38 protein-coding genes are annotated in these 23,025 nt (G+C 41.7%); 3 read left to right on the forward strand and 35 right to left on the reverse strand.

Translation table 11 applies throughout. The annotated features are described in order from the left end of the window. Positions 1 to 57 precede the first annotated feature (57 nt). The 34 genes from PHU20_RS19450 to PHU20_RS19615 form a co-directional block, all read right to left on the reverse strand. Positions 58 to 372 (reverse strand): DUF4133 domain-containing protein, encoded by a 315-nt coding sequence (locus PHU20_RS19450; RefSeq protein ID WP_274827080.1) that lies wholly within the window; start codon positions 370 to 372, stop codon positions 58 to 60. Between the two features lie 9 nt (positions 373 to 381). Then, on the reverse strand, positions 382 to 708 hold the full coding sequence (locus PHU20_RS19455) for a DUF4134 domain-containing protein (protein ID WP_274827081.1): 327 nt from the start codon (positions 706 to 708) through the stop codon (positions 382 to 384). Positions 709 to 734: 26 nt separating this feature from the next. Continuing rightward, positions 735 to 1,100 carry a DUF4134 family protein gene (locus PHU20_RS19460; RefSeq protein WP_274827082.1) on the reverse strand — a complete coding sequence of 122 codons (366 nt, stop codon included), beginning with the start codon at positions 1,098 to 1,100 and terminating at the stop codon, positions 735 to 737. An 87-nt stretch (positions 1,101 to 1,187) separates the two neighbouring features. Further along, on the reverse strand, positions 1,188 to 1,400 hold the full coding sequence (locus tag PHU20_RS19465) for a hypothetical protein (protein WP_274827083.1): 213 nt from the start codon (positions 1,398 to 1,400) through the stop codon (positions 1,188 to 1,190). Between the two features lies 1 nt (position 1,401). Further along, complete coding sequence (locus PHU20_RS19470) at positions 1,402 to 1,707, reverse strand: nucleotidyl cyclase domain-containing protein (protein ID WP_274827084.1); 306 nt, start codon at positions 1,705 to 1,707, stop codon at positions 1,402 to 1,404. Positions 1,708 to 1,747: 40 nt separating this feature from the next. After that, complete coding sequence (locus PHU20_RS19475) at positions 1,748 to 2,380, reverse strand: ParA family protein (protein ID WP_274827085.1); 633 nt, start codon at positions 2,378 to 2,380, stop codon at positions 1,748 to 1,750. Then, entirely contained in the window at positions 2,377 to 3,951 is a 1,575-nt protein-coding gene (locus tag PHU20_RS19480; protein WP_274827086.1) for a relaxase/mobilization nuclease domain-containing protein, read from the reverse strand. Before PHU20_RS19480 ends, PHU20_RS19475 begins: the two co-directional genes overlap by 4 nt. 98 nt (positions 3,952 to 4,049) lie before the next feature. Next, a complete protein-coding gene (locus PHU20_RS19485; protein ID WP_274827087.1) occupies positions 4,050 to 4,427 on the reverse strand; it encodes a hypothetical protein in 378 nt (125 codons plus the stop codon). Positions 4,428 to 4,525: 98 nt separating this feature from the next. Then, positions 4,526 to 4,867, reverse strand: coding sequence for a single-stranded DNA-binding protein (locus tag PHU20_RS19490; protein ID WP_274827088.1), 342 nt, complete (start codon positions 4,865 to 4,867; stop codon positions 4,526 to 4,528). A gap of 192 nt (positions 4,868 to 5,059) precedes the next feature. Next, a complete protein-coding gene (locus PHU20_RS19495; protein WP_274827089.1) occupies positions 5,060 to 5,326 on the reverse strand; it encodes a hypothetical protein in 267 nt (88 codons plus the stop codon). Positions 5,327 to 5,683: 357 nt separating this feature from the next. Then, the gene (locus tag PHU20_RS19500; RefSeq protein WP_274827090.1) at positions 5,684 to 6,130 is read right to left on the reverse strand and encodes a hypothetical protein; all 447 of its coding nucleotides are present in this window, start codon (positions 6,128 to 6,130) and stop codon (positions 5,684 to 5,686) included. Positions 6,131 to 6,369: 239 nt separating this feature from the next. Next, entirely contained in the window at positions 6,370 to 7,050 is a 681-nt protein-coding gene (locus PHU20_RS19505) for a SprT-like domain-containing protein (RefSeq protein WP_274827091.1), read from the reverse strand. A gap of 165 nt (positions 7,051 to 7,215) precedes the next feature. Continuing rightward, positions 7,216 to 7,629, reverse strand: a complete 414-nt coding sequence (locus PHU20_RS19510; protein ID WP_274827092.1) for a DUF6876 family protein — start codon at positions 7,627 to 7,629, stop codon at positions 7,216 to 7,218. A gap of 191 nt (positions 7,630 to 7,820) precedes the next feature. Further along, entirely contained in the window at positions 7,821 to 8,075 is a 255-nt protein-coding gene (locus PHU20_RS19515) for a hypothetical protein (RefSeq protein ID WP_274827093.1), read from the reverse strand. Between the two features lie 369 nt (positions 8,076 to 8,444). Further along, on the reverse strand, positions 8,445 to 8,693 hold the full coding sequence (locus PHU20_RS19520) for a hypothetical protein (RefSeq protein ID WP_274827094.1): 249 nt from the start codon (positions 8,691 to 8,693) through the stop codon (positions 8,445 to 8,447). 135 nt (positions 8,694 to 8,828) lie between these two features. Beyond that, complete coding sequence (locus tag PHU20_RS19525; RefSeq protein ID WP_274827095.1) at positions 8,829 to 9,053, reverse strand: hypothetical protein; 225 nt, start codon at positions 9,051 to 9,053, stop codon at positions 8,829 to 8,831. Positions 9,054 to 9,140: 87 nt separating this feature from the next. Continuing rightward, positions 9,141 to 9,347 carry a hypothetical protein gene (locus PHU20_RS19530; RefSeq protein WP_274827096.1) on the reverse strand — a complete coding sequence of 69 codons (207 nt, stop codon included), beginning with the start codon at positions 9,345 to 9,347 and terminating at the stop codon, positions 9,141 to 9,143. Positions 9,348 to 9,629: 282 nt separating this feature from the next. After that, on the reverse strand, positions 9,630 to 9,833 hold the full coding sequence (locus tag PHU20_RS19535) for a hypothetical protein (RefSeq protein ID WP_274827097.1): 204 nt from the start codon (positions 9,831 to 9,833) through the stop codon (positions 9,630 to 9,632). A gap of 164 nt (positions 9,834 to 9,997) precedes the next feature. Next, complete coding sequence (locus PHU20_RS19540) at positions 9,998 to 10,240, reverse strand: hypothetical protein (protein WP_274827098.1); 243 nt, start codon at positions 10,238 to 10,240, stop codon at positions 9,998 to 10,000. 435 nt (positions 10,241 to 10,675) lie between these two features. Next, a complete protein-coding gene (locus PHU20_RS19545; protein ID WP_274827099.1) occupies positions 10,676 to 10,879 on the reverse strand; it encodes a hypothetical protein in 204 nt (67 codons plus the stop codon). Between the two features lie 45 nt (positions 10,880 to 10,924). Beyond that, on the reverse strand, positions 10,925 to 11,386 hold the full coding sequence (locus tag PHU20_RS19550) for a JAB domain-containing protein (protein ID WP_274827100.1): 462 nt from the start codon (positions 11,384 to 11,386) through the stop codon (positions 10,925 to 10,927). Between the two features lie 255 nt (positions 11,387 to 11,641). After that, positions 11,642 to 11,848 (reverse strand): hypothetical protein, encoded by a 207-nt coding sequence (locus PHU20_RS19555; protein WP_274827101.1) that lies wholly within the window; start codon positions 11,846 to 11,848, stop codon positions 11,642 to 11,644. Positions 11,849 to 11,862: 14 nt separating this feature from the next. Then, a complete protein-coding gene (locus PHU20_RS19560; protein ID WP_274827102.1) occupies positions 11,863 to 12,120 on the reverse strand; it encodes a hypothetical protein in 258 nt (85 codons plus the stop codon). Between the two features lie 8 nt (positions 12,121 to 12,128). Next, positions 12,129 to 12,410 carry a hypothetical protein gene (locus PHU20_RS19565; RefSeq protein WP_274827103.1) on the reverse strand — a complete coding sequence of 94 codons (282 nt, stop codon included), beginning with the start codon at positions 12,408 to 12,410 and terminating at the stop codon, positions 12,129 to 12,131. Between the two features lie 10 nt (positions 12,411 to 12,420). Next, complete coding sequence (locus tag PHU20_RS19570) at positions 12,421 to 12,576, reverse strand: hypothetical protein (RefSeq protein ID WP_274827104.1); 156 nt, start codon at positions 12,574 to 12,576, stop codon at positions 12,421 to 12,423. 15 nt (positions 12,577 to 12,591) lie between these two features. Continuing rightward, a complete protein-coding gene (locus PHU20_RS19575) occupies positions 12,592 to 12,810 on the reverse strand; it encodes a hypothetical protein (RefSeq protein ID WP_274827105.1) in 219 nt (72 codons plus the stop codon). Beyond that, positions 12,807 to 13,070: a hypothetical protein gene (locus tag PHU20_RS19580; protein WP_274827106.1), complete on the reverse strand. Its 264-nt coding sequence runs from the start codon at positions 13,068 to 13,070 to the stop codon at positions 12,807 to 12,809. Before PHU20_RS19580 ends, PHU20_RS19575 begins: the two co-directional genes overlap by 4 nt. Positions 13,071 to 13,294: 224 nt before the next feature. Next, positions 13,295 to 13,432 (reverse strand): hypothetical protein, encoded by a 138-nt coding sequence (locus PHU20_RS19585; protein ID WP_274827107.1) that lies wholly within the window; start codon positions 13,430 to 13,432, stop codon positions 13,295 to 13,297. Positions 13,433 to 13,444: 12 nt separating this feature from the next. After that, complete coding sequence (locus PHU20_RS19590) at positions 13,445 to 14,377, reverse strand: hypothetical protein (protein WP_274827108.1); 933 nt, start codon at positions 14,375 to 14,377, stop codon at positions 13,445 to 13,447. Between the two features lie 10 nt (positions 14,378 to 14,387). Further along, the gene (locus PHU20_RS19595) at positions 14,388 to 14,849 is read right to left on the reverse strand and encodes a hypothetical protein (RefSeq protein WP_274827109.1); all 462 of its coding nucleotides are present in this window, start codon (positions 14,847 to 14,849) and stop codon (positions 14,388 to 14,390) included. A 239-nt stretch (positions 14,850 to 15,088) separates the two neighbouring features. Then, a complete protein-coding gene (locus PHU20_RS19600) occupies positions 15,089 to 16,777 on the reverse strand; it encodes a DUF4942 domain-containing protein (protein WP_274827110.1) in 1,689 nt (562 codons plus the stop codon). Between the two features lie 205 nt (positions 16,778 to 16,982). Further along, positions 16,983 to 17,381 carry an ArdC family protein gene (locus tag PHU20_RS19605; RefSeq protein WP_274827111.1) on the reverse strand — a complete coding sequence of 133 codons (399 nt, stop codon included), beginning with the start codon at positions 17,379 to 17,381 and terminating at the stop codon, positions 16,983 to 16,985. A gap of 708 nt (positions 17,382 to 18,089) precedes the next feature. Continuing rightward, entirely contained in the window at positions 18,090 to 18,311 is a 222-nt protein-coding gene (locus PHU20_RS19610; protein WP_274827112.1) for a helix-turn-helix domain-containing protein, read from the reverse strand. Next, positions 18,308 to 18,784 carry a thermonuclease family protein gene (locus PHU20_RS19615; protein WP_274827113.1) on the reverse strand — a complete coding sequence of 159 codons (477 nt, stop codon included), beginning with the start codon at positions 18,782 to 18,784 and terminating at the stop codon, positions 18,308 to 18,310. Before PHU20_RS19615 ends, PHU20_RS19610 begins: the two co-directional genes overlap by 4 nt. A gap of 1,252 nt (positions 18,785 to 20,036) precedes the next feature. Between PHU20_RS19615 and PHU20_RS19620 the strand changes: the two genes are divergently transcribed. The 3 genes from PHU20_RS19620 (at position 20,037) to PHU20_RS19630 (ending at position 21,925) form a co-directional block, all read left to right on the forward strand. Then, on the forward strand, positions 20,037 to 20,882 hold the full coding sequence (locus PHU20_RS19620) for a hypothetical protein (RefSeq protein ID WP_274827114.1): 846 nt from the start codon (positions 20,037 to 20,039) through the stop codon (positions 20,880 to 20,882). 125 nt (positions 20,883 to 21,007) lie between these two features. Further along, positions 21,008 to 21,328 (forward strand): STAS-like domain-containing protein, encoded by a 321-nt coding sequence (locus PHU20_RS19625; protein ID WP_274827115.1) that lies wholly within the window; start codon positions 21,008 to 21,010, stop codon positions 21,326 to 21,328. A 6-nt stretch (positions 21,329 to 21,334) separates the two neighbouring features. Further along, positions 21,335 to 21,925 carry a hypothetical protein gene (locus PHU20_RS19630; RefSeq protein ID WP_274827116.1) on the forward strand — a complete coding sequence of 197 codons (591 nt, stop codon included), beginning with the start codon at positions 21,335 to 21,337 and terminating at the stop codon, positions 21,923 to 21,925. A gap of 129 nt (positions 21,926 to 22,054) precedes the next feature. Here the strand turns inward: PHU20_RS19630 and PHU20_RS19635 are convergent, their stop codons facing one another. After that, entirely contained in the window at positions 22,055 to 22,885 is an 831-nt protein-coding gene (locus PHU20_RS19635; RefSeq protein ID WP_274827117.1) for a Fic family protein, read from the reverse strand. Between the last annotated feature and the right edge of the window lie 140 nt (positions 22,886 to 23,025).

Genomic DNA, 23,025 nt, shown 5'->3' on the forward strand with positions numbered 1-23,025 from the left:
TAGATTATGGTTTCTAGATAATCAGGGCTCTCAATTGGTCTTCATGTGATCGGTTCGCTATTCTGTGGTGATACCCTTTCTTTTTCTTGTCCTTATTCGGTGTTCGGGAGTGTAATCATGGTATTCCTTGGTTTTTGAATACATTCCCGCTTTTTGCTTTACGGACAGGAAATAAAGCCCGGTACCTAGGTAAACGAGCATGAACAAGATCCCGACCACTATATGGATGGTCACCACAAGTATTGTTGCAAGGATAAAGGATGATAAAAGCAGACCAAGCCCCCAATAGATGTACCTTCCCTTGAAACCTTTGAGAACAAGGGGCATTTGCAGCCCCTTGTACACTAAAAAGGATTTTGTTTCTTCTTTCATGGCCAATGTCTAAACACCGAAGAAAGCGTTTATCACGGCTCCCGAAAGCACAAGGAACAAACATGCTCCCAACCATCCCATGATTTTTTTGGTCACATCTTGGTCCCCGTTGTTCCAGGCGATGTATACACGTATGGCCCCGATCAAGCCGACTACGGCTCCTATGGCCAATATCAGGTTTCCCACGGATTCGACATAGGTTCGTATTTCCGCGTCTGCCGCGTTGATCCCTTCAAGTCCCTGGGCCTGTCCCATGGCGAACGCAAATAGGGCAAAACCAAAGAGGATCCTCTTTTTTAGATAATTTTTCCTTGTTTTCAAATTGTTTGTTCTCATAATAAAGATTTAAATGGTTACTAATTTTAAGTGAATATTGCCTTTAGGACCAATCCCATTACCAGGATGAACAGTCCCCCACCGAATAGGTTGGTGATTTTTCTTTCTATGTGGCCGACCCCGAGGTGCCACTGGTTATAGACCTTGATTGAACCGAAAAGGGCTAGGAAGCCCCCGATCGCGATTGTAAGGTCGATCATCGGTGAAAAATAAGGGTAGAAGGCACCGCCCTCGATGCCCCATGCTTTAACGTGGCTAACTGTTGTCGGTTCCCCCTCGTCGTTTACCTTGATGTCCTCCTGCCCACGAACGGTCATGGTCAGGAGGCTCAAGGCGAGATAAACGAACAACCCCTGTCTAACTAAATGTCTTTGCGCTTTTTTCAACTGCATATTGTAAAAATGATTTAATGTCCATTCCTTCTCCTTGGATATTCGATATGGTCGGTTCCATGTTCTTTTCTTTTGGTGTCTCTATGGTCAGGAATCTGCCATTATCTTTTTTTTTTCGGTCCCGGATTCCCTTACCATGACCGGCTGTTCACCTTCATCCTCGAAATCGTCAATTGAATAGGTGTTATCGTCGATACCTTTTTTACCGACCCCGCCCTTTAACAGGTCGACTATTAGTACTACAGAATAATAGGCCACATAGACCAATCCGATTATCAGTATGAATTTTGAGAATGCCATATTAAATGAATTTGTTCTTTTTGGTTAATGATTTGATGTCCTCCTGGTTTTCCAGAAGCCATCTTTCCCCCAGGTAACTGAAAAGATCCCCTACGTTTAGGCCAAAATGGTCCTTGATGTGTTTGAAGGCTCCGTGGACATCCTCATCTACATACGCCACGGACACTTTGGAATAGTTCTTTCCCGCCAGTTCCAAACGGAGTTCGTTGAAGGGTTTGTCATCTGCAGGGACCACCTTGAAACTGGTTTTAGGTGCGGTATTGTTGTCCCCGTTGATCTGTCTTATGATGTTTTCTGCTTTACTCATAGTTCAATAATATACTATTATTATATATTTTACAACTAATTTATATAGTTATTATATAATTTAGTAAAAAAAACTTAAAGAAGTCCTCGAAATTTTCTTTTTGGATTTTGCTCATACCCCTTGTGCTTATGCGGTCCATATCCACCCTGTCATATATGGTATAGGGGGAAATTTCTCCGAATTGTCTAAGTTCCGTATCCACTTTTTCCTTGAGTTCCGCCTTTGCCGCCTTTTTTATCCTGTTCGGCAGGAACAAAAGGGGGATATTCGGGTTGATGTGTTTGGCCACTTGGACATAGACCAGGGTGGATTCGAATGTCTTTTTCTCATAGGCGAAGGGTACGATTATAACGTCCACGTTGGCCAGCATTTTGAGAATATCGGGATTGTCGAGATTGCCCGGGCTATCGATCAAATAATCGTATTCAGGGTCGTCCTTGATTTCAGGAAGTAGCCTTCCCACGTCCGAAAGTTCGCATTTGATTACTTTGTAAGGTGGATCCCCGTCCATGATCTGGTTTTCCGTTTCCCATTGATGGAAGAAACTTTGTTGAAAATCAAGGTCGATCGCCACGACGTTCCTTTTTTCTATAATGCTCATGTAGTTGCATAACAATATGGACAGGGTTGATTTGCCCACACCGCCTTTTTGGTTTCCTATTAATATTCTCATATCGATTGATTAAGGTTTCTTTTTTTCTTTTTCCCCTTTTTATTCGAAGCAGAGTTCTCTTCATCGTCCTCACCTGCAGCACCACTGCTGAACATCAATTGTTCGAAAAGGCTCGTCTGTTTACCTTGGTTGTGATAGGTGCTGTGGTCATCCGGCCTTTGGTTGGCCATAAAAGGGGTTTGGATCCTTTCCTGCTCCATGTGTTCGTCCTTGAAACGGTTGAGCGTCCTAAGGTCCTCGCCCAACAAAACCGCGATGTTGTTCTTTCTGTCATATAATAATTGGTCCGAAGCCACCGGATGGACGGTGATATCCCTTTCTTCAAGGAATTGTTTGGTGCCGCCTTTGGAATGGTGGATGGCAATGGCCACCAGGTTGCTGTAATGTAGGCTGTCTATCTGGGGGTCGATTCGGGCCGCCCCTTCATGTACATTGAGGATATGCGCTATTGCGGATGCGCTTTTTACCGACATGGCCGCTGTGTTCTTAAGGGTGTTGGTATTGTGGTTCTTCCATAAGGAAGAGACCGTTTCCCTGTTCAGCCTTGCAACTATTTCATTGGACACCTTTAAATAGACGTTCCCTTTCCGGTCGGCCCTTGCCCCGATTGTGGCCATGTCCCCTTGGATGGTGTTCCAATCTTTTCCCTTGAAGTCCATTTCCCTTAGCAATCTGGGGATGGCCTCTTTTACTTGTTCAATTTCCTTGCCCATGAGCAATGCCTTTATAGGTAACAGTTCACTTCCTTTGAAAACTGTTTTTTCACGATGGTCGATAAGGGTGTACCCATAAGGGGCATCTTTCCCCTTGGCGGTGTGGGTCACCAGTTCCATTCCCATTTTTCCATGGAGATATTGTTTCAGTTCGGGAAGTTCCATGGAACGGGAATATTTTTTTATTTTCTCCTTTGTCTTGATTCTTTTGCCTTCAAGGGATTTGCTTTCCTTTATCAATGGGATATCCACAAGGGCCAATTTGGTGTGCGTGGTTCCTTTGAAATATATGTTAAGTTGGTCGTCCTTGATGCTGGAATTTATACCCTTGGATTCCAAAAGGGTTATGAACTGGCCATGGGTGGATATACCGTAGCCTTTTGCCCAGTCGATATCGGAGGGTATGTTCTTTCCGTACTCCACGCCAAAGCCCCGGAGTATCTCCTGAGATTTCAGTTTTTCGAAGGAATCGTCTATTTTTTTCCCATCAGGGCCGATACGTGTGGATACCATATGGACGTGGTTGTTGTCCGTATCGTTGTGGAAATATATTAGATAGGGGTTCTTGCCGTAGCCCATTTCATTGAGGTATTTCTTGGCATACCCCACCAGCTCTTGGGGACTGTGTTCCTGTCCCTTTGCGGATATAACGGCATGGAACTGTTTGGCCTTTACCCTGTCATTGGTGGAGCTATGGTATTTAAGGTAATTGATGTAATCCGCTTTTGAGGGTTTCATCCCCTCTGGGAATATGAAGTTCTCCGCGACCAGGCCTTCCGATTTTCCCTCGTTTATTTTGTCCTCGTTATAGCTGACCCCACGAAAACTGGATTGGCTGCCTAATATTTTTATAATCATGTATTATGGGATTAATATATTGTGTTAATAGTGCAATAAGATTATATGGCAATAAGGGAAAGGGTAATGGTATAATGTGATAAAGGCTCCTTCCATTCCTAAGACCTGTATAGTTTCTGTACGGCAAGGACCATTTCGCTCTTCACCGTTACATATTCCCTGATCAATTCGGTAAGTTTCCCCTGTAGGCCGCCCGGATCGTTGGTCCTTTCTTTCTTTCCTATATGTTCCAATATCCTATCGAATTTATCCGCAATGGACACCGAAACCTTGTTCAAGTCCGCCAGTTCCTTCAGTACGTCCCTTGGGTTGGCCCTAAGGTGGTTTTGGTCATCACCGGTCAATTGTTGCCTTGCCCATTCCGAAAAGTCGTTCTTGCCGCTTATTTGCATTTTTTCCTCTACGAGTTCCCTTTCCTTGATATTCATGAAGACCTTATAGGCCTTTCGCTTGTTTTCTACTTGTGGTCTTGCCATGAGTTTGTTTTTTTATGGAGTTGCGACAATCTACCCGGTTGGGCCGGGCAAGAGGTAAAGAGGGTCCTCTTTACACATCTTGCCTGTATCGCGTCACGTTATTCACTCTTGGAGTCCAGTAAAAGGAAGGTGTCCACCAGGATTTCACATTCCCTGTTCTTTTTCCCTTCTTTGTCCTCCCATGTCCTATAGGTAAGTTTCCCTTCTATGGCCACATGGCTTCCTGAATGGGTAAGACCGTCAAGAAGTTCCGCTGTCCTTCCCCAGGCCACAAGTCTATGCCAGGAAGTGTTATTGATTTTTTCCCCTTTCTCATTGGTAAAGGCTTCGTTCGTGGCCAATGAAAAGTTCAGTACCTTTTTTTTGGATTCAAGTTCCTTCAGTTCCGGTTCCTGGCCTATATGGCCAATCAACCTTACCGTGTTCCTAAGATTTTTCATAGTTCTGTTCTTAAAATTTCAACTAATATATATAATTATTATATATTTTAATTCAATTATATACAATTATTATATATTTAAGGACAAAAAAACAGTAAGGTTTTTTTCTTTAGGGGCAAAACAAGAAAACCTCATGAATGAGGTCTTTGCTAATGGTGTGAATGTATTGAAGTTGTCTTATGGAATGGTTCCTCAGGTACGGTTGGTGAAGCGTGTCCTTAGGAGCATGACTTCCAGTATGATCAGGCCTATCAAAGGTATGAAGGTGATTAGGCAAAGAACGCTACTGTTGAAGATAATGCCGATTAGGTAGACAATTGTTGCCGATAGGGTGAAATGCTTCTCGTAATTATGGTATGGTCTTTCCCATTCCGGCATGTTCTTCCTTTGGGTGGACAATAATGTCTTGACCACAAAAATAAAAAGCACTAGACCTATGTCGAAATAAAAACGTTCCATTGTTATAATCGTTTAATGTACTAAAGATACAAAACTATAATATAGTAATGTGGTAAGCTCACTATTTGGGTTTTGAAGGATTATTTTTCAATCCATTTCCGGAAGTGTGAAAATTGGATTATGAAGGTCTAAAAAAAAATATAATTATTAAATTGGTACTATGGAAAAAGTTAATCTAAGCCTTAGGCAATCGATAAAGTATGAGCGTTTGCTCGTTGAGGCAAAAATAAAGAAATGTGGGCACAAGCATCTTTTCTCACATATATACGGTCCACTAGAGAAAGGGGAACGGGATGGATGTATGGTTTGCGATAATGACGTTCCAGAATGAAAAAAAAGGGGGTCACCCCCCTTTTCCTAAGAGGATATTTCTTTTTTGAACTCCAGGAGATCGTCCTCGAACATTTCTAGTACTTGGTTCACTTCCTTGAGTAGGACCTCTGCGAATCTTTTGACCACAATCGGTGAGGCCAGTGTGAATATGGTCTCTGTCGAATTGTAGTTTTTCTTGGTAAGTTGTACCTTAAAGGGGAATTCGGTTGTCTCTTCATTTTCGCTATAGTCGGATATTCCCGTGAAATCTTCTATCAAGGTATGGGCCTCTATCAGTTTTGTGCGTTTTTCATCCAACTTACGGTAGCGGGCCTTGAGTTTTTCGAGTTTCTCCACTTTATCCAGGAAATCATTGAAGACTTCTTTACCTGATTTTCCCTTTGTTTGGGACTCGACCACCGCTATACTGGCATTTGTTGGGTTTGCCTTGGCGATGGCTTTGTTGGACGGTGCTTTTTTAGTTGTACTCATTTTCTATAAATATTTAATTAAACAATGGCCATGGTTCAATGGACGGTAAGCGTAGCGATGTGGAGGGTCAAGGTGGAATTAGGGTGCTCGCACCCGGTCAAAAAACAATATGTTTTTTTAAATCGACCTTGACTGGGCAAAGGCGGCTCCATTACCTTTGGTCATCTGTTGAATGATAATAAAATATATGTGCGGAACGGACTAAGGATCGTGTGGGAATCGGAAAAGTGAAGTCAGTTTCAGGGTTTCATCTTCGTATTACACTTTAGGCACGAGATTTCAAGACCGGCCTTTCCCCAAACATTGGAACATCCGCAGCTGTACTTGATGGTGGAATTCTTTTTGGGTTTGCCAGCTCCCTCATAGGAAAGGGTCATGTCCTTTATCTGATCGAATAGGTCTTCGTCCAGATTGATTTCCTCCACCATATCAGGGTAAATTTCCAGGAATAGGCCCTCGAATACGTTTCCGTTGAACAACTCCTTGGTAGATCTGTCGAAGGGTCCGTCCTCAATCGAATAATCGGCCATTTTTTGGCCAACTCGTTTTCCCCCGGGCAAACCGGTGTTGCTGGGCATCAATCCAACGGATTCCATCTTATCGGCCCACTCCTTGTTGTGGTAGGTCCTTCGGGAGGGCTTTCCGAAATTGAATTGCCATCCATGGCACATTTCATGGACGATGGTCTGACAGAGCTCCTTTAAGGGGTGCTTGCATATCATACTCGGGTTGATGGCAAGTTCATCCGTTTCGTGGTCTTGGGTGGAGAACCATCTTTTCGGTGCATAATGTCCGAAAACATTGTTTTTCCTACTGATCACTATTATGCAGTCATTGAGTTGTCCATTGAAGAGGGTGGCGTTATAAAAATCGAAAATATGTTGGAAAAGCGAATAGAACTTCGTGGTCGGCTTTGTCATATGGGCACGTTTAAATATGTATCTTAAGATACATATTTTATTTTAACAAAAAAAATGAAACCGTGGAAATCAAGGGATTTACTTTTCTGATAGTGTATGAAGGGGGTGTGGCGTGTGTTTTTGACCAAAAACCATGACACTATGGAAAGAATATTGAGGTAAACCTCAATATTCACTCGGAAGCAGCAGCACCGAATTGGTGAAGTACATTGTTAGGGCCGGGGCTTTTTTATCGGGCTCTCCATCTCGTTTGATTACCTGGTCGTTAAGGGGAAAATCAGTGCAGCTGTAAGGAATGGTTTGGAGGATATTGTTGTTCCCGTCCTCGAAGACAACCCTGCAGCTGTTTTCCGTTGGTGATTTGTGCAATTTGATGGTGATAAAAGGATGATGTGAAAGAAGTTTGCAATTGGCCAGGACATCTATAAGGAGCCAATTGGCATTACAGGTCTCGTACATTGCGATAATACCCTCGGTGTAATGGATTCCCTTGAACAGGGGGTGGTGGTAAAGGTGTTCGGAGCCAATGTTATGGGCCAGTTCATTTCTGATTTCGGTTTCTTTTGCGGTATTTTCCATTTTTCGATTTTAAACGTTAATGATCCGTTCTTTTCGTAGGGACGGAATGGATCATTAAGTTGATCGGGAAATGGAACCGCACAAGGGACCGAATATTTAACGGAAGGGGGGTGTTGGTTCCAAAAGCGCGCGGGGCCTGCCCCAGTGGCGTGTGTTTTTGACCAAAAACCATGACACGTTGGAAAGGGGAACTATGTCCCCGGTATGATGTCGTCCTCTTCGAGCTCGTACTCGATAAGGTTGCAATGGTCCCTTAAGGTTTCCAGGGTTATCCTCACCCTGACGTTGTTGCGAATGGTTGAATAATACCCTTGATTGGAAAATCCCATCTTCCATTTATCGAATTGGGCCCATGCCTGTTCCGGTGTTTGGAAATCATCGGGGCTTATGGGAAATTTGTCCGGGCTTAGAACACAATATGTAATTTTGTTGGATGGTCTGTTCATTTTTTCGAGTTTTAGGGTTAACGATCCGTTCTTTTCGCAGGGACGGAATGGATCGTTGATCCGATCGAAAAAATACCATTGAACCAAATTACGCTTATCCAGGGACAACTATGGGGAATCGAATATTCATAAACAAAGGCAAAGGGGCCATTAGGGAACTACTGAAGGAAATTGGGCCTTACAGGTTCGAAAGGGCACTTGAGGAAATGAAACTGGAGAGGCCGGGTAGAATGGAGGGTTTCTATCTGGAGGCACGGCCGGAATGTATATTTCTGTGTTTTAGGTACAGGTGGGGTACGAGAAGGATAATGAAAGTGGAAAGATATGGCATGCCGCATGAGGGATGGGAACTGTACTATGAGGAATAGTTCAGGGTTCGGCGTGTAAGGGGATGTCAAGACATATCCTGGTGGGATGTAGGGATAGTGGCCGGATCGTAATGTTATTCTGCAAATGGTCATTGATTTGCCTGCAGTAATCTTGGGCTTCGGATAGGTGCTCGAATTCGGTTTCCTCCAATGAGATGTCCTTTACCATGACCCAATGTCCATGGATGTCCTGATAGAATTTCAGGCTACCGTTCTTAATGGGAATTTCCTTGATGTCGGGTTCTTTCATAATCTATTGTTTTAAGTATATGGTGCGTTCTTTTTTAAAGACGGAACGTACCATATACTTAAATATAGGCAATCTATGGATAAGTTCCACATCCAAAATTCCCTGGTAGATGGATAGTTCACCGGCTCCATGGCATCATTCGAACATGGAGAGTTGTCCCTGGGTCTCGTTTTCGAGCATCTTTTCATAGTAGATTACGTGGTTGGCCAACAAAGGGCAGCGGTTGAGATAGAAATCCGCATCGTACCCCAAACGGAGGTCGTACTTGTTAATGGCTTCGTTGCCCCGTTCCTGGACGTCCTTTAAACGTGCCTTGGCTTCTTCGAGTTTGGCCCTGATTTGGGTTGTGGTGAGTTTCATATTCTTGTTTTTAGATGTTAATGAAAAAGCCCTCTTTTTTGGAGGGCTTTGGATTTTTACCTTGACTTAGGCAGATAGCCTTTTCGGCTATTTCTCGTTTTTGTTGAATGGAAAGAGGTTCACCCAAACTTCGCCTTTTTCATTTGGAAGTGGAAGCGCGTTGAGTTTTAGGCTTAAATGGCCGTTGTCCTTCTCGATTACCACACCTAGGTCCACATAGGAGTTCTTTTTTTCGCCTTCTTTGTTTGTGTAGGAACCGGTTGCTTGTGCTGCTTTGAATTTTACTTGTGACATGAGATAAAGATTTTTTTGTTAAACAATTTTTACATGGCATGTATTAAAGGCGTTCCGGCGTATGTTCCCCTTATGAGAAGCTTGCGACCTTGCCAAAAAATTTCCTGTAAAGTGAAAATTTTTGGTCATAAGGAATAGGAGCATTAAGCCCAGCCTGAAAATTTGCTGTGTATATAATTGTTTTTTTGCAAAAGAATCCTTGGTCTTCTCATGCCAAAAGAACAGGGCGGCCATGACGGTCTTAAAGGGCAAAGGTGGAAAAAAGTGGCCATGGGGCTATGATCAATCGAGTGGGATGAAGGTGTTTACCGAGAACTCCATTTCACAGTTCTCGTCCAGATAATCACGGAATTTGTGTGCCTGGTCCGGGCAATCGAAAATGGTGGCCTCGGATATACTGTCAGAAAGCACGAGGGTTCCGATAAGGAATTCAACAAAGTAGGTGCCTTTTGCGGACATCAGAACGAATTGCTCAGAGGTGTTCATGTGCAAATCGCTTTGGGGATACGGTAAAGTCGGTGTAAGGGATGGCGAGTGGCGCATATTTTTGTGTCAAAAATTGTGACACGGGGTATCGGGAGGGGAGGGTCTTGCCGCTGTCGGTTACGGTTTTCATGGTCGGGGAATCAAAAAAAAATAGCCGTTGACGGCTATTCTATGAACTTTAAAGTGGTTATCAATATGCTCAAAATGGTAAAGGACACGCCTATTGTCCATAAGAGCATCTTGAACTGTGTGTCCATTTTGCTTTCCAGCCTTTTCTCGATGTTCTCAATCTTTAGAAGTACCTTGTCCATATCGCTTTCAACTTTATCGTCGATTATATCAAAGATAGCGAATTTATAGGTTTTTGGCAATTTTTCGGCTTGTTCCGCAATACGTCGTGTTCTCATGTGAATAATGGTTTTGGATTTAACAAATGTTTTGCTGAAAACCCACCTGTTTATAATTTCATCTCAAAAGGAATCGGAATAAATAGGAGGGAGGTACGAGCCCGGTTTATGCCGAAGTCTTTTGAAGGGAACATTCTATGGGTGGAAATTGGCGGAACAATTGATATCTCCGTGAGCGCAGCGAACACCGAACAGGCTTTTTGCCACTTTGGAAGAAAAAGTGGTGGTCTTGCCGAAGTTCGATACAAGGAAAGGCCAGATCGACGGGGAGGCAACTCCATTGGGTGAGTTTTTGCGAACCCCGATGGTGTTGCCAGGTGGACGAGGGGGTTGTGCCCAGGTGAGGCAAAGAGGACCGTGGTTGGTCCGGCATAGCGGACCTTTAACGGGTTGATGCAGTGAGCCGGTACAACTACCGCAGTCCTGTGGACTTGGTCATTCCGCATCCAAAGGGGTATACCCGTATTCGGAGAGATGCCTTTCCAGGGCATCGTAATGTTTACCGGGAAGGTCCCTCCTTTCTTTGATGAAGTGTCTGAGCGTGTCCTTTGTGATGCCACATTTGGCTTCCAGGCAAGTAATGGATAGGCATTGGTGTTCCAGGAGCCATTTGCGTAGATGTGCGTATTTGTAGTCCATTGTTTTTTACAAATGTACGCAAAACCGTACAAAATGGCCCCTTTTTTAGAAAAGGGACTCATCTGCCCTTGAAAGGTAACCCTCACGGGTAAGTACGATGCTGTCCAGAACTTTGATTTCTAAAAGTTCCCCAGCTTCCTTTAGTTTTTTACTGACCGAAATATCGGCCTGTGAAAACTTCAGGTTGCCGCTCGGATGGGAATGAAAAAGTATAATATTGCACGTTTTAATTATCAATGCCTGTCTCATAATGTCTTTGATGGGCACTATGCATCCGGTTTCGCTTCCACTGGTGACATGGTGGATGTTCACCACCCCGTTGCTCCGGCTAAGGTGCATGACCTTGACTTCTTCATGGTCGTCCATGCACTCATCGAAGTGTGGCCTCATGTAGTGTGCGGCATCCCTTGATGATTTTACGAAAAAAGTGGGGAGTTCGGTGCGTTTGTATACGGCTGTCAATTCTCCTACGAAATCCCTGTATGTCCTGATCCTTACGTCCTTCATGATAAAGTTTTTTAAGTTATGGCAGCTTTTCCAACCCGGTGGAATGATCCTTGGAAAAATTCAGTCCCCGGACGGTGATCAAAAACGGGGGGGACCTTCAGGGGGTTCCGTTTTTGTGAGGAATTTGCCCATAGGAACATGGAACGGGTTATCTTGCTGCTTTAACAGAAAAAACGGAAGGGCGTGGTGTCGGACAAAGTGGTTTGTTTGAATATGGGTGCATCCCGTTCAGAACGCAGATTACGACCGTCGTTTTCAATTGAACAAACTGGTCTGTGTGAAATTACGCTTGAAGGCCTTGGAGGTATAATCGTGATGTTTATTGCACTTTTCATTGGAGCAAACGAAGTGTCCCTCAAAAAAGCCCCGAAGTTGTTTTTGATCCTCTTCCCTTTCGAATTCTTTGGACCCACAGTCGCAATTGAAAGTGAATGTCAGGTTTTGATCTGTAAATGATTCCATCGTTTATTTAGAATTTAAAGATTGAAAATTGATTTCATTTGGTTGAATTTGGTAAGTTCATAGTCGATGTCTTCCTGGTACCGGACGGCCCTTTCGGACCAGCTGTGGTAATCCTCTTCACAATAGGAACGGTTCAGGACGGCTATGAAGAAACCTTTTTTCATTTTTTGGTTGCAACCGTCACACAGTGACATTCCCCCTATTGAAAAGAACTCGTCCCGATCAAGTTCGATGACCTTGAACCCTTTTGGGTTATCAATAATCTTTGCCATTGTATTGCTTATTTGAAGTGATATTTTATGTTATAGTCAGAAGGGTATTTGGATACCAACTTTTCTATTTCAAGGGCCATTCCGCTCATTTCACTGAAGCCTTCCTCCTGGTAGGTAGATATCTCTATGCATTTGGTCTTTTTGATTTCAGCTGCATAACAAATGTCCGCTGCAGTGGACATGCAGTCCAAACAATGCCAGAATGATCTTCCTATTAGGGAGTACCATACATGGGCCATTTTGTCCTCGTTCCTTTTCCTGTTACAGCATGTACAATAATGTCTTTCCATATTGGGTTGATCAATGGATCCTAATACTCGCTTCTTTGGTGTAGATTCCGCTTATTGGAACTTTTTCATCAGGGGATACCTCTATGAAAACATCGGGATCTTCATTCTCGGAAAACCCGTTTTTTATCTTACGTATCAAATATTCCATATCGGATAGTTTCATCATTTATGTGTATTTTAATTAATCGCTGTTTGCTTTGGACTTGACGATTTGGTAACTATGGTTTTCAGATTCTATGTTCAAAGAAAATCGGGTACTTTGATCCTGGTAGAGTTGGATAACGCCCAATATCTCCAGAGGGAAAATTCTTTCCATGTCCACGATGGAACCTTTTCCCATCTCGTTCTCTTCGGGATCCTCCTTGTTTATGGATTTGTAGTAGTAGTAGTGGTGGCTCATTTTTCCTGGTGTTGTTGTTCGATCTCGAATTCCTTTAATTTGGGTATGTGTACCTTTTCGGGTTCCTGTTCCTGGAAATCGATCATTTCCTGTACTACCAGGGTCATATCCTTCAGGAATTGATCGTCGGCCCCGTTTTCCTTGGCCGTTTCAAAATAGGCCTTTAACGTAGGTACGGCGAACTGGTCGTGTCCGGCGATCACGAATGCCGGCACATCGTTCTTTATACATTTTATCAAGATTGCTTTTTGGTCCTTCATGTTCTGTGTTAATTAGATGTTCAACTTCAATTGATTTTTAGGACCGGTAAGGTCCTGGCGTACTATTTTGGGGGAATTTGTCCAATAGATACCCCCATCGGGCTTGACAACCTTTATCCTTTTGACCTGTGGATAATATTGTAGTATGAATCCATGAATATGGTGTGGGCATCCCATGGCTCAATGGAATTTCCTTGTATACGATACCTTTTTCTCCAACTTCCTCATAGGGTGTTGATTAATATGGTTATTGGGATAAGGGGTATGGCCATGAAAACCAATGTTGCCAATAAGGCCATGATGGATTCGAGTATAGTGAAGGACTCCTGTCCTGGATAAAAATACCTGTTCAATGTTTTCATTTTCAATAGATATTAGAGTTCATTCAATACTATATCCCTCCTGTCACGCTCCTCTTGCCAATACTCTGCAAGGTCCTCATATGCCTTATAGGTCCCGTTCGCCTGCAGCACTTGCCCCTTGAATTCATGGAGAAGGCCAAGGGCCTTTTCCATCGCCCTTTCACTGCCTGAGGTTTCTTTGGGGTTGTCAAGGAAGGATATCAAGGTCCTGGCATGTTCGAGCCCGTTTATGAAACCTACCGCCTTTCGTACATAGGAAAGGGTGTTCAGTATGATCACGTCATCATCGGGAACGGAGGTGTTCTTTATCATCAGATAGCTCAGGAAATCGAAGAGGCCTTCGAACATTAGAACGGTTCCGGTCGTTTTTGCTGCCGGTATGAAACTGATGTCGTTGGGTGCTATTATGGTTCTGGTGAACTTGTTGCGCAGGGCGTAACCACCGGACATATTGGGTATTCCCAATGAAAAATAAGTCTTATCGGTCTCTGTGTCAAGGAACCGGATCTCTTTGACGTGGTTCTTGGCTATATCGAGGGATATGCCCCTTTCCTCCAGATAGTCCTTTAGCCCATAACTGAAGATTTCCTTTGTGTTTATAATATGGTACCTGGGTTCTTCCTCGGAGGTTGCCACGTTCCTGGCCGGGTCCTTTGTTTTCGTTCTCACCAGATTGTTGGAATTGGCCTCCAGCCATTTCAACGCCCCTTTTACGTCGGTGCGTTCCCTTTCAATGATGAGCTCAACGAGCATACCACCTTGACCCAGTCCAAAATCGTACCAGGTATTCTTTCCTATGTTCACGGTAAAACTAGGTTTGGGATCCTCACGGATAGGGTTCTCGTAGAACGCTTCCTTACCACCTCTGTGGTTACGGATTTTTTTATATCCCCACTCCTCCAAAAAATCCGGGAGCGAGATTTCATTGGCCATTTTACAAGTCATAGTACAGTTTTTATTGTTTAGGGGTCAATTCGATATCATTGGTTTCTTTGGGTAGTTCCCATTTTGAAAATACAACATTTTCAAGTGGGATACCCTCCAGAAATTGGGATAGTTTCTTGGGCCTGTCCAAAAGCCGGTGTATGGTGGAATTGATTTGGTGCCGGTCCATTTGCGTTAATCTTCCCGAGATGAAGTCGATCCTTTGTTCTTCGGAAAGCTTGGACAAAGGGAAAAAATAGGCGTTGGAATCATAAGTCAGGGGATACTTGTAAATGTCCCCAAGGACAATGCCCTGTTCTTCCTGGAAGGAATGCACATAGTCGGCCAATGATGTTTCGTTCTCATTTTCCGATGCTAACTGGCTACTAGGATGGTATTCCGTATAGATCACTTTTATCCTTTCAGGGTTCGGGTTCTGGGATAGGAGCGCCATATGGGCAAAAAGCAATAAAGTAAGGATAACCTGTTTCATGATGGTGATTAGTATTTAAATTATCAGTTAAATATATATATTAATTCTATAATTAACCAATTTTATAATATTATTATATATAATTATTATATTTTTTAGGCAAAATAATTGATATTTATTGTTTCCACTTAGGTTTTTAAGCCCTTTGGCGTTTGAAAACCGGGTGGTGGGGGCGGGTCCTTGCTCCGAGCATCCCAATAAAGGGATGCCCGGAAACCTATTGAAGGATCCCTTTGTCTTCATGTGAACAGATCCAGGAGTTCATTGGAGAATTGTGACACCTTGCGGGGTTTGGTTGTCCTTTTCTTTATCGGTTTGGGTTGCTCACCTATACGAATGGGTTCCGTTTTGGCCTTTCTTTGTTCCCTGGCCTTTTTCTTTTTGGCCTCCCATTGGGTCCTTTCATTGTCGGGTAACCATTGTTTCCCGTCACAGGCCCGCATATTGAATTCCTGCCAAAGGAAAGTGTCCTTAAAGGTCAGGTGAACGGTTCCTTTTTTATGGAATCTTATATCGAAAAAAGTGCTGCTGCAGGTGTTATCGAATTTTTGGCCTGTATACACTTTTCCGAGCTGGTCGAACTTGTTTTCCAACGCCCTTTTAATGGTGGTGATTTTTTCATAGGATTTACCGGAAATATAACAAAGTACCCTGTCTATATCCGCGTATTTGGTCTCCCCCCTGTACCCGAGTGAAAACTTGTCGCCGTATTGTTTCAGGTCATAGCTGTTCATATATTCACCATATCTTACATAGACGGGGGCAATGATTTTTTTGTTGACCTTGTACCTGTCATTGGTCTTCCAGCCCGGGACCGTCATACGGTTCTCGCTATAATAGTTCTCGGTCAACATTTCGAACACGTCGATTATGGCCTGTTCCAAAATGGTTCCGCTATTGTTCACGAGCATATGGAAAAGGTCGTGCACGTTCTCTTTGGTGAAGGACATCGCACTTTGTTGTTGGATGAACAATTCGAAATTGCTCTGTACCTTACTTGTCATATAGCGGTCCATGTTCAATTCCTTTATAACGGTGCGCCACATGGTGGCCTTTATCCTATTGTTGAAATGGTTGTAACGTTTCATGGGTGGAAGGTCCTGTTTGTCATAATCCTTGGGTTCGCTGTAGGTGTCATGGGATATGACGAAATTGGTGTAGTGCTGCCATTTCTTTTGTGCCTCGATATATTCCTTATAGGCCTTTTTGGCCTGTTCGAACTGGATCATCATATTTCCGATAAGGTCCTTTCTTGCCACTTCGTTTTTCACGAAACTATCATCGAACTCGATTTTCTCCGGTTCATAATCGGAAAAGTCGAATTCAAAGGTTTGTTCCTCTTTGGTCACCTTTAAACGCACAAGGGCCACATTGACATCCGTTTTCCGTTCTGCGTTGTCGAAAACGTTCCCTATGACCTCATAGTTTCCGTACTTCTCTATCATCTGTAATAGCTCCTTACGTTTTTGTGTATGGGGGTTCAAGAGTGTTTCTGCGTTCAAAAGGCAAACAATGTCGGTATCGTGGGCGATCTCGATGGCTTTCAATAGATGGGCATCCCCGTTTTTGAATGGTGGGTTCATGAGTATGACGTCAAAAAAGATATCACGTTGGTAGGTCAGAAAATCATTGCCCAGTAATGAAATTTCGTTGTCCCTTAGGATGGACTGCAGGTTGGGGTCTATTTCGATGGCGTTCAAATCACAATCGACGCTGCGTCTTGCGTGGTCGGATAGGTCTTTTTTGATGAAGTTCAGAATATCGCCTTTCCCCGCGCTTGGATCCAATACGACTTTATCCAATAATCCATAACATAGGGAATCCTGACGGCCTCCGTTAATGCCCCCCTTCCAGATCTTTCCGGAATAAGGGGCTAGCATTCTTTTGATAACCTCGGGGGGCGTTGGGTAGAATTGTTGTCCGAACATAATTTTAATATTTAGAGATGTTAGTAAAGTGTTTCGACCAGTTCCCTAGGCGGTGTTTTTCCCCGTTGTTATTGGTCACCGTTAGGTTTTCGAGTATGTTGCAAATGTTTCCTTGGTAGGTTTTCCCTTTGGTGAAACATTGTGATCCATCACTATGGATAAGGTCTTTTTTACATTTGACTTTTGTTTGAATAGCTGCCATGGTTCAATCTTTTAAGGGTTCTACTTGTGCGTTTGAGAAGAGATAGGCAAGCCCGAACATTTTGAACTCGTCCTTACCGCTTTCCTTCTCCTCGTTCTTTCTTTCGACCTTCCGGGGCTTGGACCATATAAAGAATGATTTAGAGCCTTTTTTCACTTGGAACCCCAGTTCCTTCCATCCATTGAAGGTGTGGAACTCTTCGTGTTCGTGGCCTTTGTACATTTTGTTAAGTATGACATCGTTAACACCGTCACCGGCATCCGGATCCATCTCCAGCATCAATTTTGCCGTGTTGCTCAGGTCTTTCAACAGGGCCCTTTTTGCATCTTTGCCTTCGGCTGAGAAGATCTTTTGGTAAAAATCCTCTTTGGTCATTGTTTTTTTTTCTTGGGTTGTTTCCATTTTTAAAGGGTTTTAAGATTAGAATATGAAGGAGTCCTTACTGATGATTTTGTAAATGCAATACATGGTTTTCGTAACATTGTTTTGAATATGAGATCGTCCTTTATAAAGCCTCAACAGGGCGGATCACCGGTTGAATAAGGCATAAAAAATGGAAGAGTGTAATGCGACGTGGATTTTACCGAAGGGCTAAAATCAAGGAAGTAGATACTTTTATTTTTTTGACGTTTCAACGATCTGCCCACCCTTTGCTGAAATAAAGGGGCGATCCGTGTTCGATTGTTGCGGGAATCCGCAGATTGTTGTTACAATAGGATTAAATGAACGAGCTCGACGATTTTGGAAGCTTGGCCCTGAAAAGGGGCGAGACGATCCGGGAATGGTTTTCCAAAGGGATATGACCGGACGGTTCTTCAGAACGAGAAAATCGTGCGTTCCTTATTGGCATGCGTGGGCAAGGGAAAGGGCTGTGGCCATCAAGGCCGCTGCTGTTTCTTAGAGGATTCAGGGTGTTGGGAGCCTTTCATTTCGAGGGCGTCCAACTTCCTGAAGTCGGAAACGTATCAGGGATGGATAGTAAATCAATCCACAGGGTGCATTTGGACAAGTCTGTCCGAGGAAGCGGCCAAGGAAGCTACCGCAGGGCTTTGACTGTCTATGCAACCAAGGATTATTGGAGTGAGAGCCCGTGGATACCCTACAAAAATTTCAATCTTTAAATATGGAATTGTAATCTTTAACACCGACTTTTTCGGCAATATCTATGAAATCAACGAGTTTGATGGCATATAAATCGTTTTCCCATTCGCTCAATCGGGGGATGGGCCTTCCGGTCAATTGTGAAGTTTTAAGTTGGGTAAGTTTTTTTTGTTCCCTGATTTTCTTGAGGTATTTACCGCCTTTCATAGTAGATCGTATATTATTGGTCATCGGTTACGTTTTCCCTTTCTCCAATCGTAGGGGTTTATCGGGTAAGGATCGGCCCAAAGTCCTTTTTTTTCGTTCCTGGCGTTCTCTTCCAATTGGGCCATTTGTTCATTGTCCGAGAAATATTTATAATGCCAGGCCAGACCGTGTTCGAGCAGTTCCAGGGCAAGGTCCTTTTCATCGTAGAGGACACGCCCAACGGTTCGTCCATATCGGTCTGTCTTAAGTTTTTCCACTTCCACCTGTTGGCCGAAAACCTCTTGTGAAACGAAGTCCTTTGCTATCTTGGAAAAGGGTTGTCCACGTTCCGGGCAGTCTATATCGGCCACCCTGATGGTGTGCTGTTGTTTGTCCTGGTCAAGGATCACGATGGTATCACCGTCCTTTACCTTTATGACCGTCCCGGATTGCGCCGAAATAAACAAAGAGGCGAATAGGGAAAGGATGAATATTTTGTTTTTTAGGTGTAGGGCCATAGTATAGGCAAGGAACAATATTAATGGAATGGGTTCATCATACCGGTTTCAAGGCTGCAGATGTCAGAAAGGATGCATATCTGCCAAGGATATGTATTTTGTTATTGATACGGTCCAATAGGTTTCGGAGATTTTGATGGTGTTGACTTCCCCAGTTATCTTGGGACTCTTCCATTTAGGAATTATGCGTTCTCTGGTATAGGTCCATTATTCTATCGGAATACCTGTTGCACCAATAGACTTTTTTCATCAGTTCCTCTCCTGGGTTAAAATATTGTGACATATATTATAATTAATTTTAAAGTATGTAAGAAATTACAGCAAGGACGTATCCATGATTTTGGAATCTTTCCAGATTTGGGTATGTGTTTTATTTGAGCTTTATCGATTATGTGCACAATCAACACAACTGGTCTGAAACGATCTTGAGATAAAACATTCCTCCGGCAATTTTCTTAATTGACAGAAAGCCCTTATTTTTTCGTCTTTATTATATTCTTTACTATCCCCTGATTCCATCAAACATTTTAATAAAATTAGAAAAATAAAAACAAACTCTTTTACAGGAAACCGTAATGGGGAACTAAAAAATTATAAAATTGAACTGAAAGTTTATTTAACTAAACTTCTAGCTTACTTAGCAAATCGTTTATTTAGACTTTTTCACAGGTATTACTATCAAAAAATTATCTTTATTCTCGCTATTATTAGTTCTTCCAAATAGTCTATAATTAAGTTCCATCATATTTAACCAGTACGAAAACCTTTCACTATAGTTCAAGTTTGAAAAATATTCCTGTTGGTCTGAATTGCTTTCCTCCTTAGTTTGAAATCGAACTTTCATTGAATCGTTTTATTGAATTTTTGTAATTGATACATCGTGGTGGTGGTCCTCGTTTGATAGATGTTGTTCTAATAGCACTTTTGAACCGTCTGGGGCGACAATAATTTGAGAAAGTATTCTACAATCCCTGGTAACCCCCTTTGTTGTTACACTAAATGAAGGAGAATTTCTATTTGTTACAATTGTCCAGTTAAGGTTAGTATCAGTTTTTTCCATTTCGAATCGTTTATTTGAACTATTATAAAAATAATGATTTTGAATTTTGAACTGCAGGAAAAAAGGGGGAAAGCTTACAAACATCATACGTAAGTACAATCCGCTTTCATATTCTTATCAAAGATAAAATTTATAATTCCGCTATATTTGCATTGTTTAAAAGCAATTGTTAGACTTATATGTCAATCCTTTATGCCAGAAACTATACAAACGGTTAAACTAAGAGGAACAATTTCCACCACACATTATGGGCATGAAAAACTAATAGCGTTATATTATCAATGTAATAAATATTCAAATATCCCAATAACCGTATGTTTTAAGGATCTTATTTGGATTGATGCAAATATGGCTGCTTTGCTTCAAGCGATAGTAAAAAAACTGGAAAAAGAAAATAATTTAGAATTACTAGCAGACCTTACCGAATCAACATCTGATTTTGGAATACTTTTCAGAAATGGATTGTTCGAATCTAATGAATTAGGTGGGAGAGATACAGGTACAACAATTAGACTGAAAGAATTTTTACCACATCACGAGGACGAATTTGTGAGATATATAGAAGTTGATTTCATTGACTTTCCCAAATTGACTTTAACTGAGTATTCCAAAGATGTTATAGTACAGTCCTTGATTGAGATATTTACGAATTACGAAATTCATTCGAAAGCAAATTATCCAATTTTTTTATGTGGCCAGTATTATCCAGTAAAGAAGCTTCTAAAATTTACTATAGTTGATCTCGGAATAGGCTTTCTTGACCCAATAAAATTAAAGGTTCCACAAATAGACACCTATGAAAAAGCAATTAATTGGGCAATGGTTGAGGGAAACACTACAAAACAAGATGCACCTGGTGGCTTAGGGCTATGGGAATTACGTGAGAGTATGGAAGAAAATAACGGATACTTGGAGATAGTTTCAGGGAATGCATATAAAGCATGTGGTATTAAGAATGGCATAAGATTTGAGAATTGTAAAACATTAAGATCTTTTCACGTCGGCACAACAATAAATTTGGTGTTTAATGGTGTTTAGAATAATTTTGCGTGCGTTTTACCGTTCCAATAGAATGTTAAGAGTTACCGTAGTTTAAAATATTTATTACCTTTATTTATAACTACTGAAAGTAAAACAGCTATCAACCGACTAATAACAGTATTATGATACTAGACATTTCTAATGTAATTAATCAGGCAAATGCCATAAGCCATTCAGATGGATTAAGGTTGTATGATTATGTTATTACCAATCTGAAGGGAAAGGATTTTATTCTTTCTTTTAGGGGTGTCAACAGAGTTTCCACTGCATTTTTGAATGCCAGTATAGGTAAACTTTTTGTTGATGGATACTTTGATGAGAGTTTTATTGATAAAACGAGTACTAAAGAAATTATATTGAAAAAAATTGAAAGCGTAATTTCTAACGCTAAAAATCCGGATATTTACAATCAAGCGGTCAATGATGCCCAACAATTTTGCTAGTAAATAATGGATTTTGATATCAAAAGAATTGAAAAGAATACTCCAGTTAAAGGAGTATTTTTTTTTGACACAATGATTTGGCTTTCTATATTGGCTCCAGAATTTTCAGAGGACAATAATAGAATTAATAGATATATTGGTTTCTTTGATAAAGTATACAATGATCCACATGCTAAAATTGCAGTAAGCTCTCTTTCAATTTCTGAATTGACCAACACCTATTTTAGGGTGGTGGCCGTCAGGATGTACGAAAAGGAAAATAACACAATTGTGCACCATAACGAATTCAAAACAAAATATAGGTCAACAGACCATTTCAAAGACCAATATCAGATAATTTGTGATGAAATAGACGCTCGAAGTGATTCACTTATCTATGTAGACCATACCTTGGAACAATCAGATTTGATAGATGCAGTAAATTACCCTAGCCTCGATTTTAATGATTATTGCTATTTCCAAATTTGCAAGAATCATGACATCACTATGGTTACAGATGATCAAGACTTTTTTGTTGAAAAGTTAAAAGTCCTAACGCTTAATAAAAGACTAACAGATAGATATTACGAAGAGTTAACCAAAAGCCTAAGGAAATAAATTAAGGATTGAAATTAATAAAATGTAAGTGACATATCTGATTTCAATCTTTAAAATTAGTTCAGAACAATTTTCAAATATTGTTATTTGAACTTAAGATATCAGGCTTTTTTTTGAAATAGCTTATAATCACATACCGATCCCGTTGTTATTGGGCCTTTCACGTGAAATCCCTTTTTGGAAATTCTTGGAAAGATTTTTTTTTTGGGAGATTTCAGTTTCCATCCTTTCCATACTTGTCTTATAGAAAAATGTGATTATCGGTTCCATACTGTTGTTTTTCTCGGAAGCCTTCAGGGCATTTATATAATGGTCCTTGTCCTTGCTGAGTATTATCACATGTGGGTGTTGGTACCGCTCAAGGATAAAATTGGAAATCAATCTCCCCAACCTACCGTTACCATCTGGGAAAGGATGGCTGTATATGAACATTTGGTGGAATATGGCACTCAGCTCCAGTGGATGTGTCCTGTTCTTTTTAAGTTCTTCGTTGAAACTATCCAATAATTTCGGCATGTTGGCTATGGCCTTTTTTGTATCCCTGAAAATCGTATCTCCGGCCGCCATTTGGGTTTTGGCATACTCCCCTGGGACATGCCCTTTATGTCCAATGGTGTTCTGGGTAAGGATTTTGTGCGTCTCCTTGATAAGATCTTCGTTAAGCTCCTGGTTTATTCTGTTCATCAAATAGGAATAGGCCTTAAAATGGTCCATTAGTTCAAAGGCCTCCAATAGGGTTTTGTTGACAAGGTTAAGGGCATAGCCTTTTTCTTTTAGTTCCCTTGTCTCGTTCACGCTAAAGCTGTTCCCCTCAATGCCGCAACTGTGCGCCGAGAAGAGTATTTCATTGTAATTCCTGAAATCCTCCGGGCTGAAGGAGGCAACGATTATCTCCCGATAGTTACTGAGAAGATCGTCATATTTTTTCCTGATATCGATAAAAGGGTCTTTATCGGGCATTGTTTTCCTTGTTAATGGATTTATGATGTACTAAGATAACAATAAGGCATTACTTTAAATCGAATTTAGAGATTACTTGTTAATAGGACTGTCTCTTTCTTTTGCTTTTTCCTAATGCCTTCCTTTATTTGAACTTTTAA

Source organism: Maribacter polysaccharolyticus, from assembly GCF_028882255.1.
In the GTDB taxonomy this organism is placed as follows: Bacteria; Bacteroidota; Bacteroidia; order Flavobacteriales; family Flavobacteriaceae; genus Maribacter_A; species Maribacter_A polysaccharolyticus.

What these genes read in the sequence shown, in the direction of transcription:
- PHU20_RS19450 (WP_274827080.1), bottom strand. Translation starts at nt 372, where the DNA reads ATGAAAGAAGAAACAAAATCCTTTTTAGTGTACAAGGGGCTGCAAATG.
- PHU20_RS19455 (WP_274827081.1), bottom strand. Translation starts at nt 708, where the DNA reads ATGAGAACAAACAATTTGAAAACAAGGAAAAATTATCTAAAAAAGAGG.
- PHU20_RS19460 (WP_274827082.1), bottom strand. Translation starts at nt 1,100, where the DNA reads ATGCAGTTGAAAAAAGCGCAAAGACATTTAGTTAGACAGGGGTTGTTC.
- PHU20_RS19465 (WP_274827083.1), bottom strand. Translation starts at nt 1,400, where the DNA reads ATGGCATTCTCAAAATTCATACTGATAATCGGATTGGTCTATGTGGCC.
- PHU20_RS19470 (WP_274827084.1), bottom strand. Translation starts at nt 1,707, where the DNA reads ATGAGTAAAGCAGAAAACATCATAAGACAGATCAACGGGGACAACAAT.
- PHU20_RS19475 (WP_274827085.1), bottom strand. Translation starts at nt 2,380, where the DNA reads ATGAGAATATTAATAGGAAACCAAAAAGGCGGTGTGGGCAAATCAACC.
- PHU20_RS19480 (WP_274827086.1), bottom strand. Translation starts at nt 3,951, where the DNA reads ATGATTATAAAAATATTAGGCAGCCAATCCAGTTTTCGTGGGGTCAGC.
- PHU20_RS19485 (WP_274827087.1), bottom strand. Translation starts at nt 4,427, where the DNA reads ATGGCAAGACCACAAGTAGAAAACAAGCGAAAGGCCTATAAGGTCTTC.
- PHU20_RS19490 (WP_274827088.1), bottom strand. Translation starts at nt 4,867, where the DNA reads ATGAAAAATCTTAGGAACACGGTAAGGTTGATTGGCCATATAGGCCAG.
- PHU20_RS19495 (WP_274827089.1), bottom strand. Translation starts at nt 5,326, where the DNA reads ATGGAACGTTTTTATTTCGACATAGGTCTAGTGCTTTTTATTTTTGTG.
- PHU20_RS19500 (WP_274827090.1), bottom strand. Translation starts at nt 6,130, where the DNA reads ATGAGTACAACTAAAAAAGCACCGTCCAACAAAGCCATCGCCAAGGCA.
- PHU20_RS19505 (WP_274827091.1), bottom strand. Translation starts at nt 7,050, where the DNA reads ATGACAAAGCCGACCACGAAGTTCTATTCGCTTTTCCAACATATTTTC.
- PHU20_RS19510 (WP_274827092.1), bottom strand. Translation starts at nt 7,629, where the DNA reads ATGGAAAATACCGCAAAAGAAACCGAAATCAGAAATGAACTGGCCCAT.
- PHU20_RS19515 (WP_274827093.1), bottom strand. Translation starts at nt 8,075, where the DNA reads ATGAACAGACCATCCAACAAAATTACATATTGTGTTCTAAGCCCGGAC.
- PHU20_RS19520 (WP_274827094.1), bottom strand. Translation starts at nt 8,693, where the DNA reads ATGAAAGAACCCGACATCAAGGAAATTCCCATTAAGAACGGTAGCCTG.
- PHU20_RS19525 (WP_274827095.1), bottom strand. Translation starts at nt 9,053, where the DNA reads ATGAAACTCACCACAACCCAAATCAGGGCCAAACTCGAAGAAGCCAAG.
- PHU20_RS19530 (WP_274827096.1), bottom strand. Translation starts at nt 9,347, where the DNA reads ATGTCACAAGTAAAATTCAAAGCAGCACAAGCAACCGGTTCCTACACA.
- PHU20_RS19535 (WP_274827097.1), bottom strand. Translation starts at nt 9,833, where the DNA reads ATGAACACCTCTGAGCAATTCGTTCTGATGTCCGCAAAAGGCACCTAC.
- PHU20_RS19540 (WP_274827098.1), bottom strand. Translation starts at nt 10,240, where the DNA reads ATGAGAACACGACGTATTGCGGAACAAGCCGAAAAATTGCCAAAAACC.
- PHU20_RS19545 (WP_274827099.1), bottom strand. Translation starts at nt 10,879, where the DNA reads ATGGACTACAAATACGCACATCTACGCAAATGGCTCCTGGAACACCAA.
- PHU20_RS19550 (WP_274827100.1), bottom strand. Translation starts at nt 11,386, where the DNA reads ATGAAGGACGTAAGGATCAGGACATACAGGGATTTCGTAGGAGAATTG.
- PHU20_RS19555 (WP_274827101.1), bottom strand. Translation starts at nt 11,848, where the DNA reads ATGGAATCATTTACAGATCAAAACCTGACATTCACTTTCAATTGCGAC.
- PHU20_RS19560 (WP_274827102.1), bottom strand. Translation starts at nt 12,120, where the DNA reads ATGGCAAAGATTATTGATAACCCAAAAGGGTTCAAGGTCATCGAACTT.
- PHU20_RS19565 (WP_274827103.1), bottom strand. Translation starts at nt 12,410, where the DNA reads ATGGAAAGACATTATTGTACATGCTGTAACAGGAAAAGGAACGAGGAC.
- PHU20_RS19570 (WP_274827104.1), bottom strand. Translation starts at nt 12,576, where the DNA reads ATGATGAAACTATCCGATATGGAATATTTGATACGTAAGATAAAAAAC.
- PHU20_RS19575 (WP_274827105.1), bottom strand. Translation starts at nt 12,810, where the DNA reads ATGAGCCACCACTACTACTACTACAAATCCATAAACAAGGAGGATCCC.
- PHU20_RS19580 (WP_274827106.1), bottom strand. Translation starts at nt 13,070, where the DNA reads ATGAAGGACCAAAAAGCAATCTTGATAAAATGTATAAAGAACGATGTG.
- PHU20_RS19585 (WP_274827107.1), bottom strand. Translation starts at nt 13,432, where the DNA reads ATGAAAACATTGAACAGGTATTTTTATCCAGGACAGGAGTCCTTCACT.
- PHU20_RS19590 (WP_274827108.1), bottom strand. Translation starts at nt 14,377, where the DNA reads ATGACTTGTAAAATGGCCAATGAAATCTCGCTCCCGGATTTTTTGGAG.
- PHU20_RS19595 (WP_274827109.1), bottom strand. Translation starts at nt 14,849, where the DNA reads ATGAAACAGGTTATCCTTACTTTATTGCTTTTTGCCCATATGGCGCTC.
- PHU20_RS19600 (WP_274827110.1), bottom strand. Translation starts at nt 16,777, where the DNA reads ATGTTCGGACAACAATTCTACCCAACGCCCCCCGAGGTTATCAAAAGA.
- PHU20_RS19605 (WP_274827111.1), bottom strand. Translation starts at nt 17,381, where the DNA reads ATGGAAACAACCCAAGAAAAAAAAACAATGACCAAAGAGGATTTTTAC.
- PHU20_RS19610 (WP_274827112.1), bottom strand. Translation starts at nt 18,311, where the DNA reads ATGACCAATAATATACGATCTACTATGAAAGGCGGTAAATACCTCAAG.
- PHU20_RS19615 (WP_274827113.1), bottom strand. Translation starts at nt 18,784, where the DNA reads ATGGCCCTACACCTAAAAAACAAAATATTCATCCTTTCCCTATTCGCC.
- PHU20_RS19620 (WP_274827114.1), top strand. Translation starts at nt 20,037, where the DNA reads ATGCCAGAAACTATACAAACGGTTAAACTAAGAGGAACAATTTCCACC.
- PHU20_RS19625 (WP_274827115.1), top strand. Translation starts at nt 21,008, where the DNA reads ATGATACTAGACATTTCTAATGTAATTAATCAGGCAAATGCCATAAGC.
- PHU20_RS19630 (WP_274827116.1), top strand. Translation starts at nt 21,335, where the DNA reads ATGGATTTTGATATCAAAAGAATTGAAAAGAATACTCCAGTTAAAGGA.
- PHU20_RS19635 (WP_274827117.1), bottom strand. Translation starts at nt 22,885, where the DNA reads ATGCCCGATAAAGACCCTTTTATCGATATCAGGAAAAAATATGACGAT.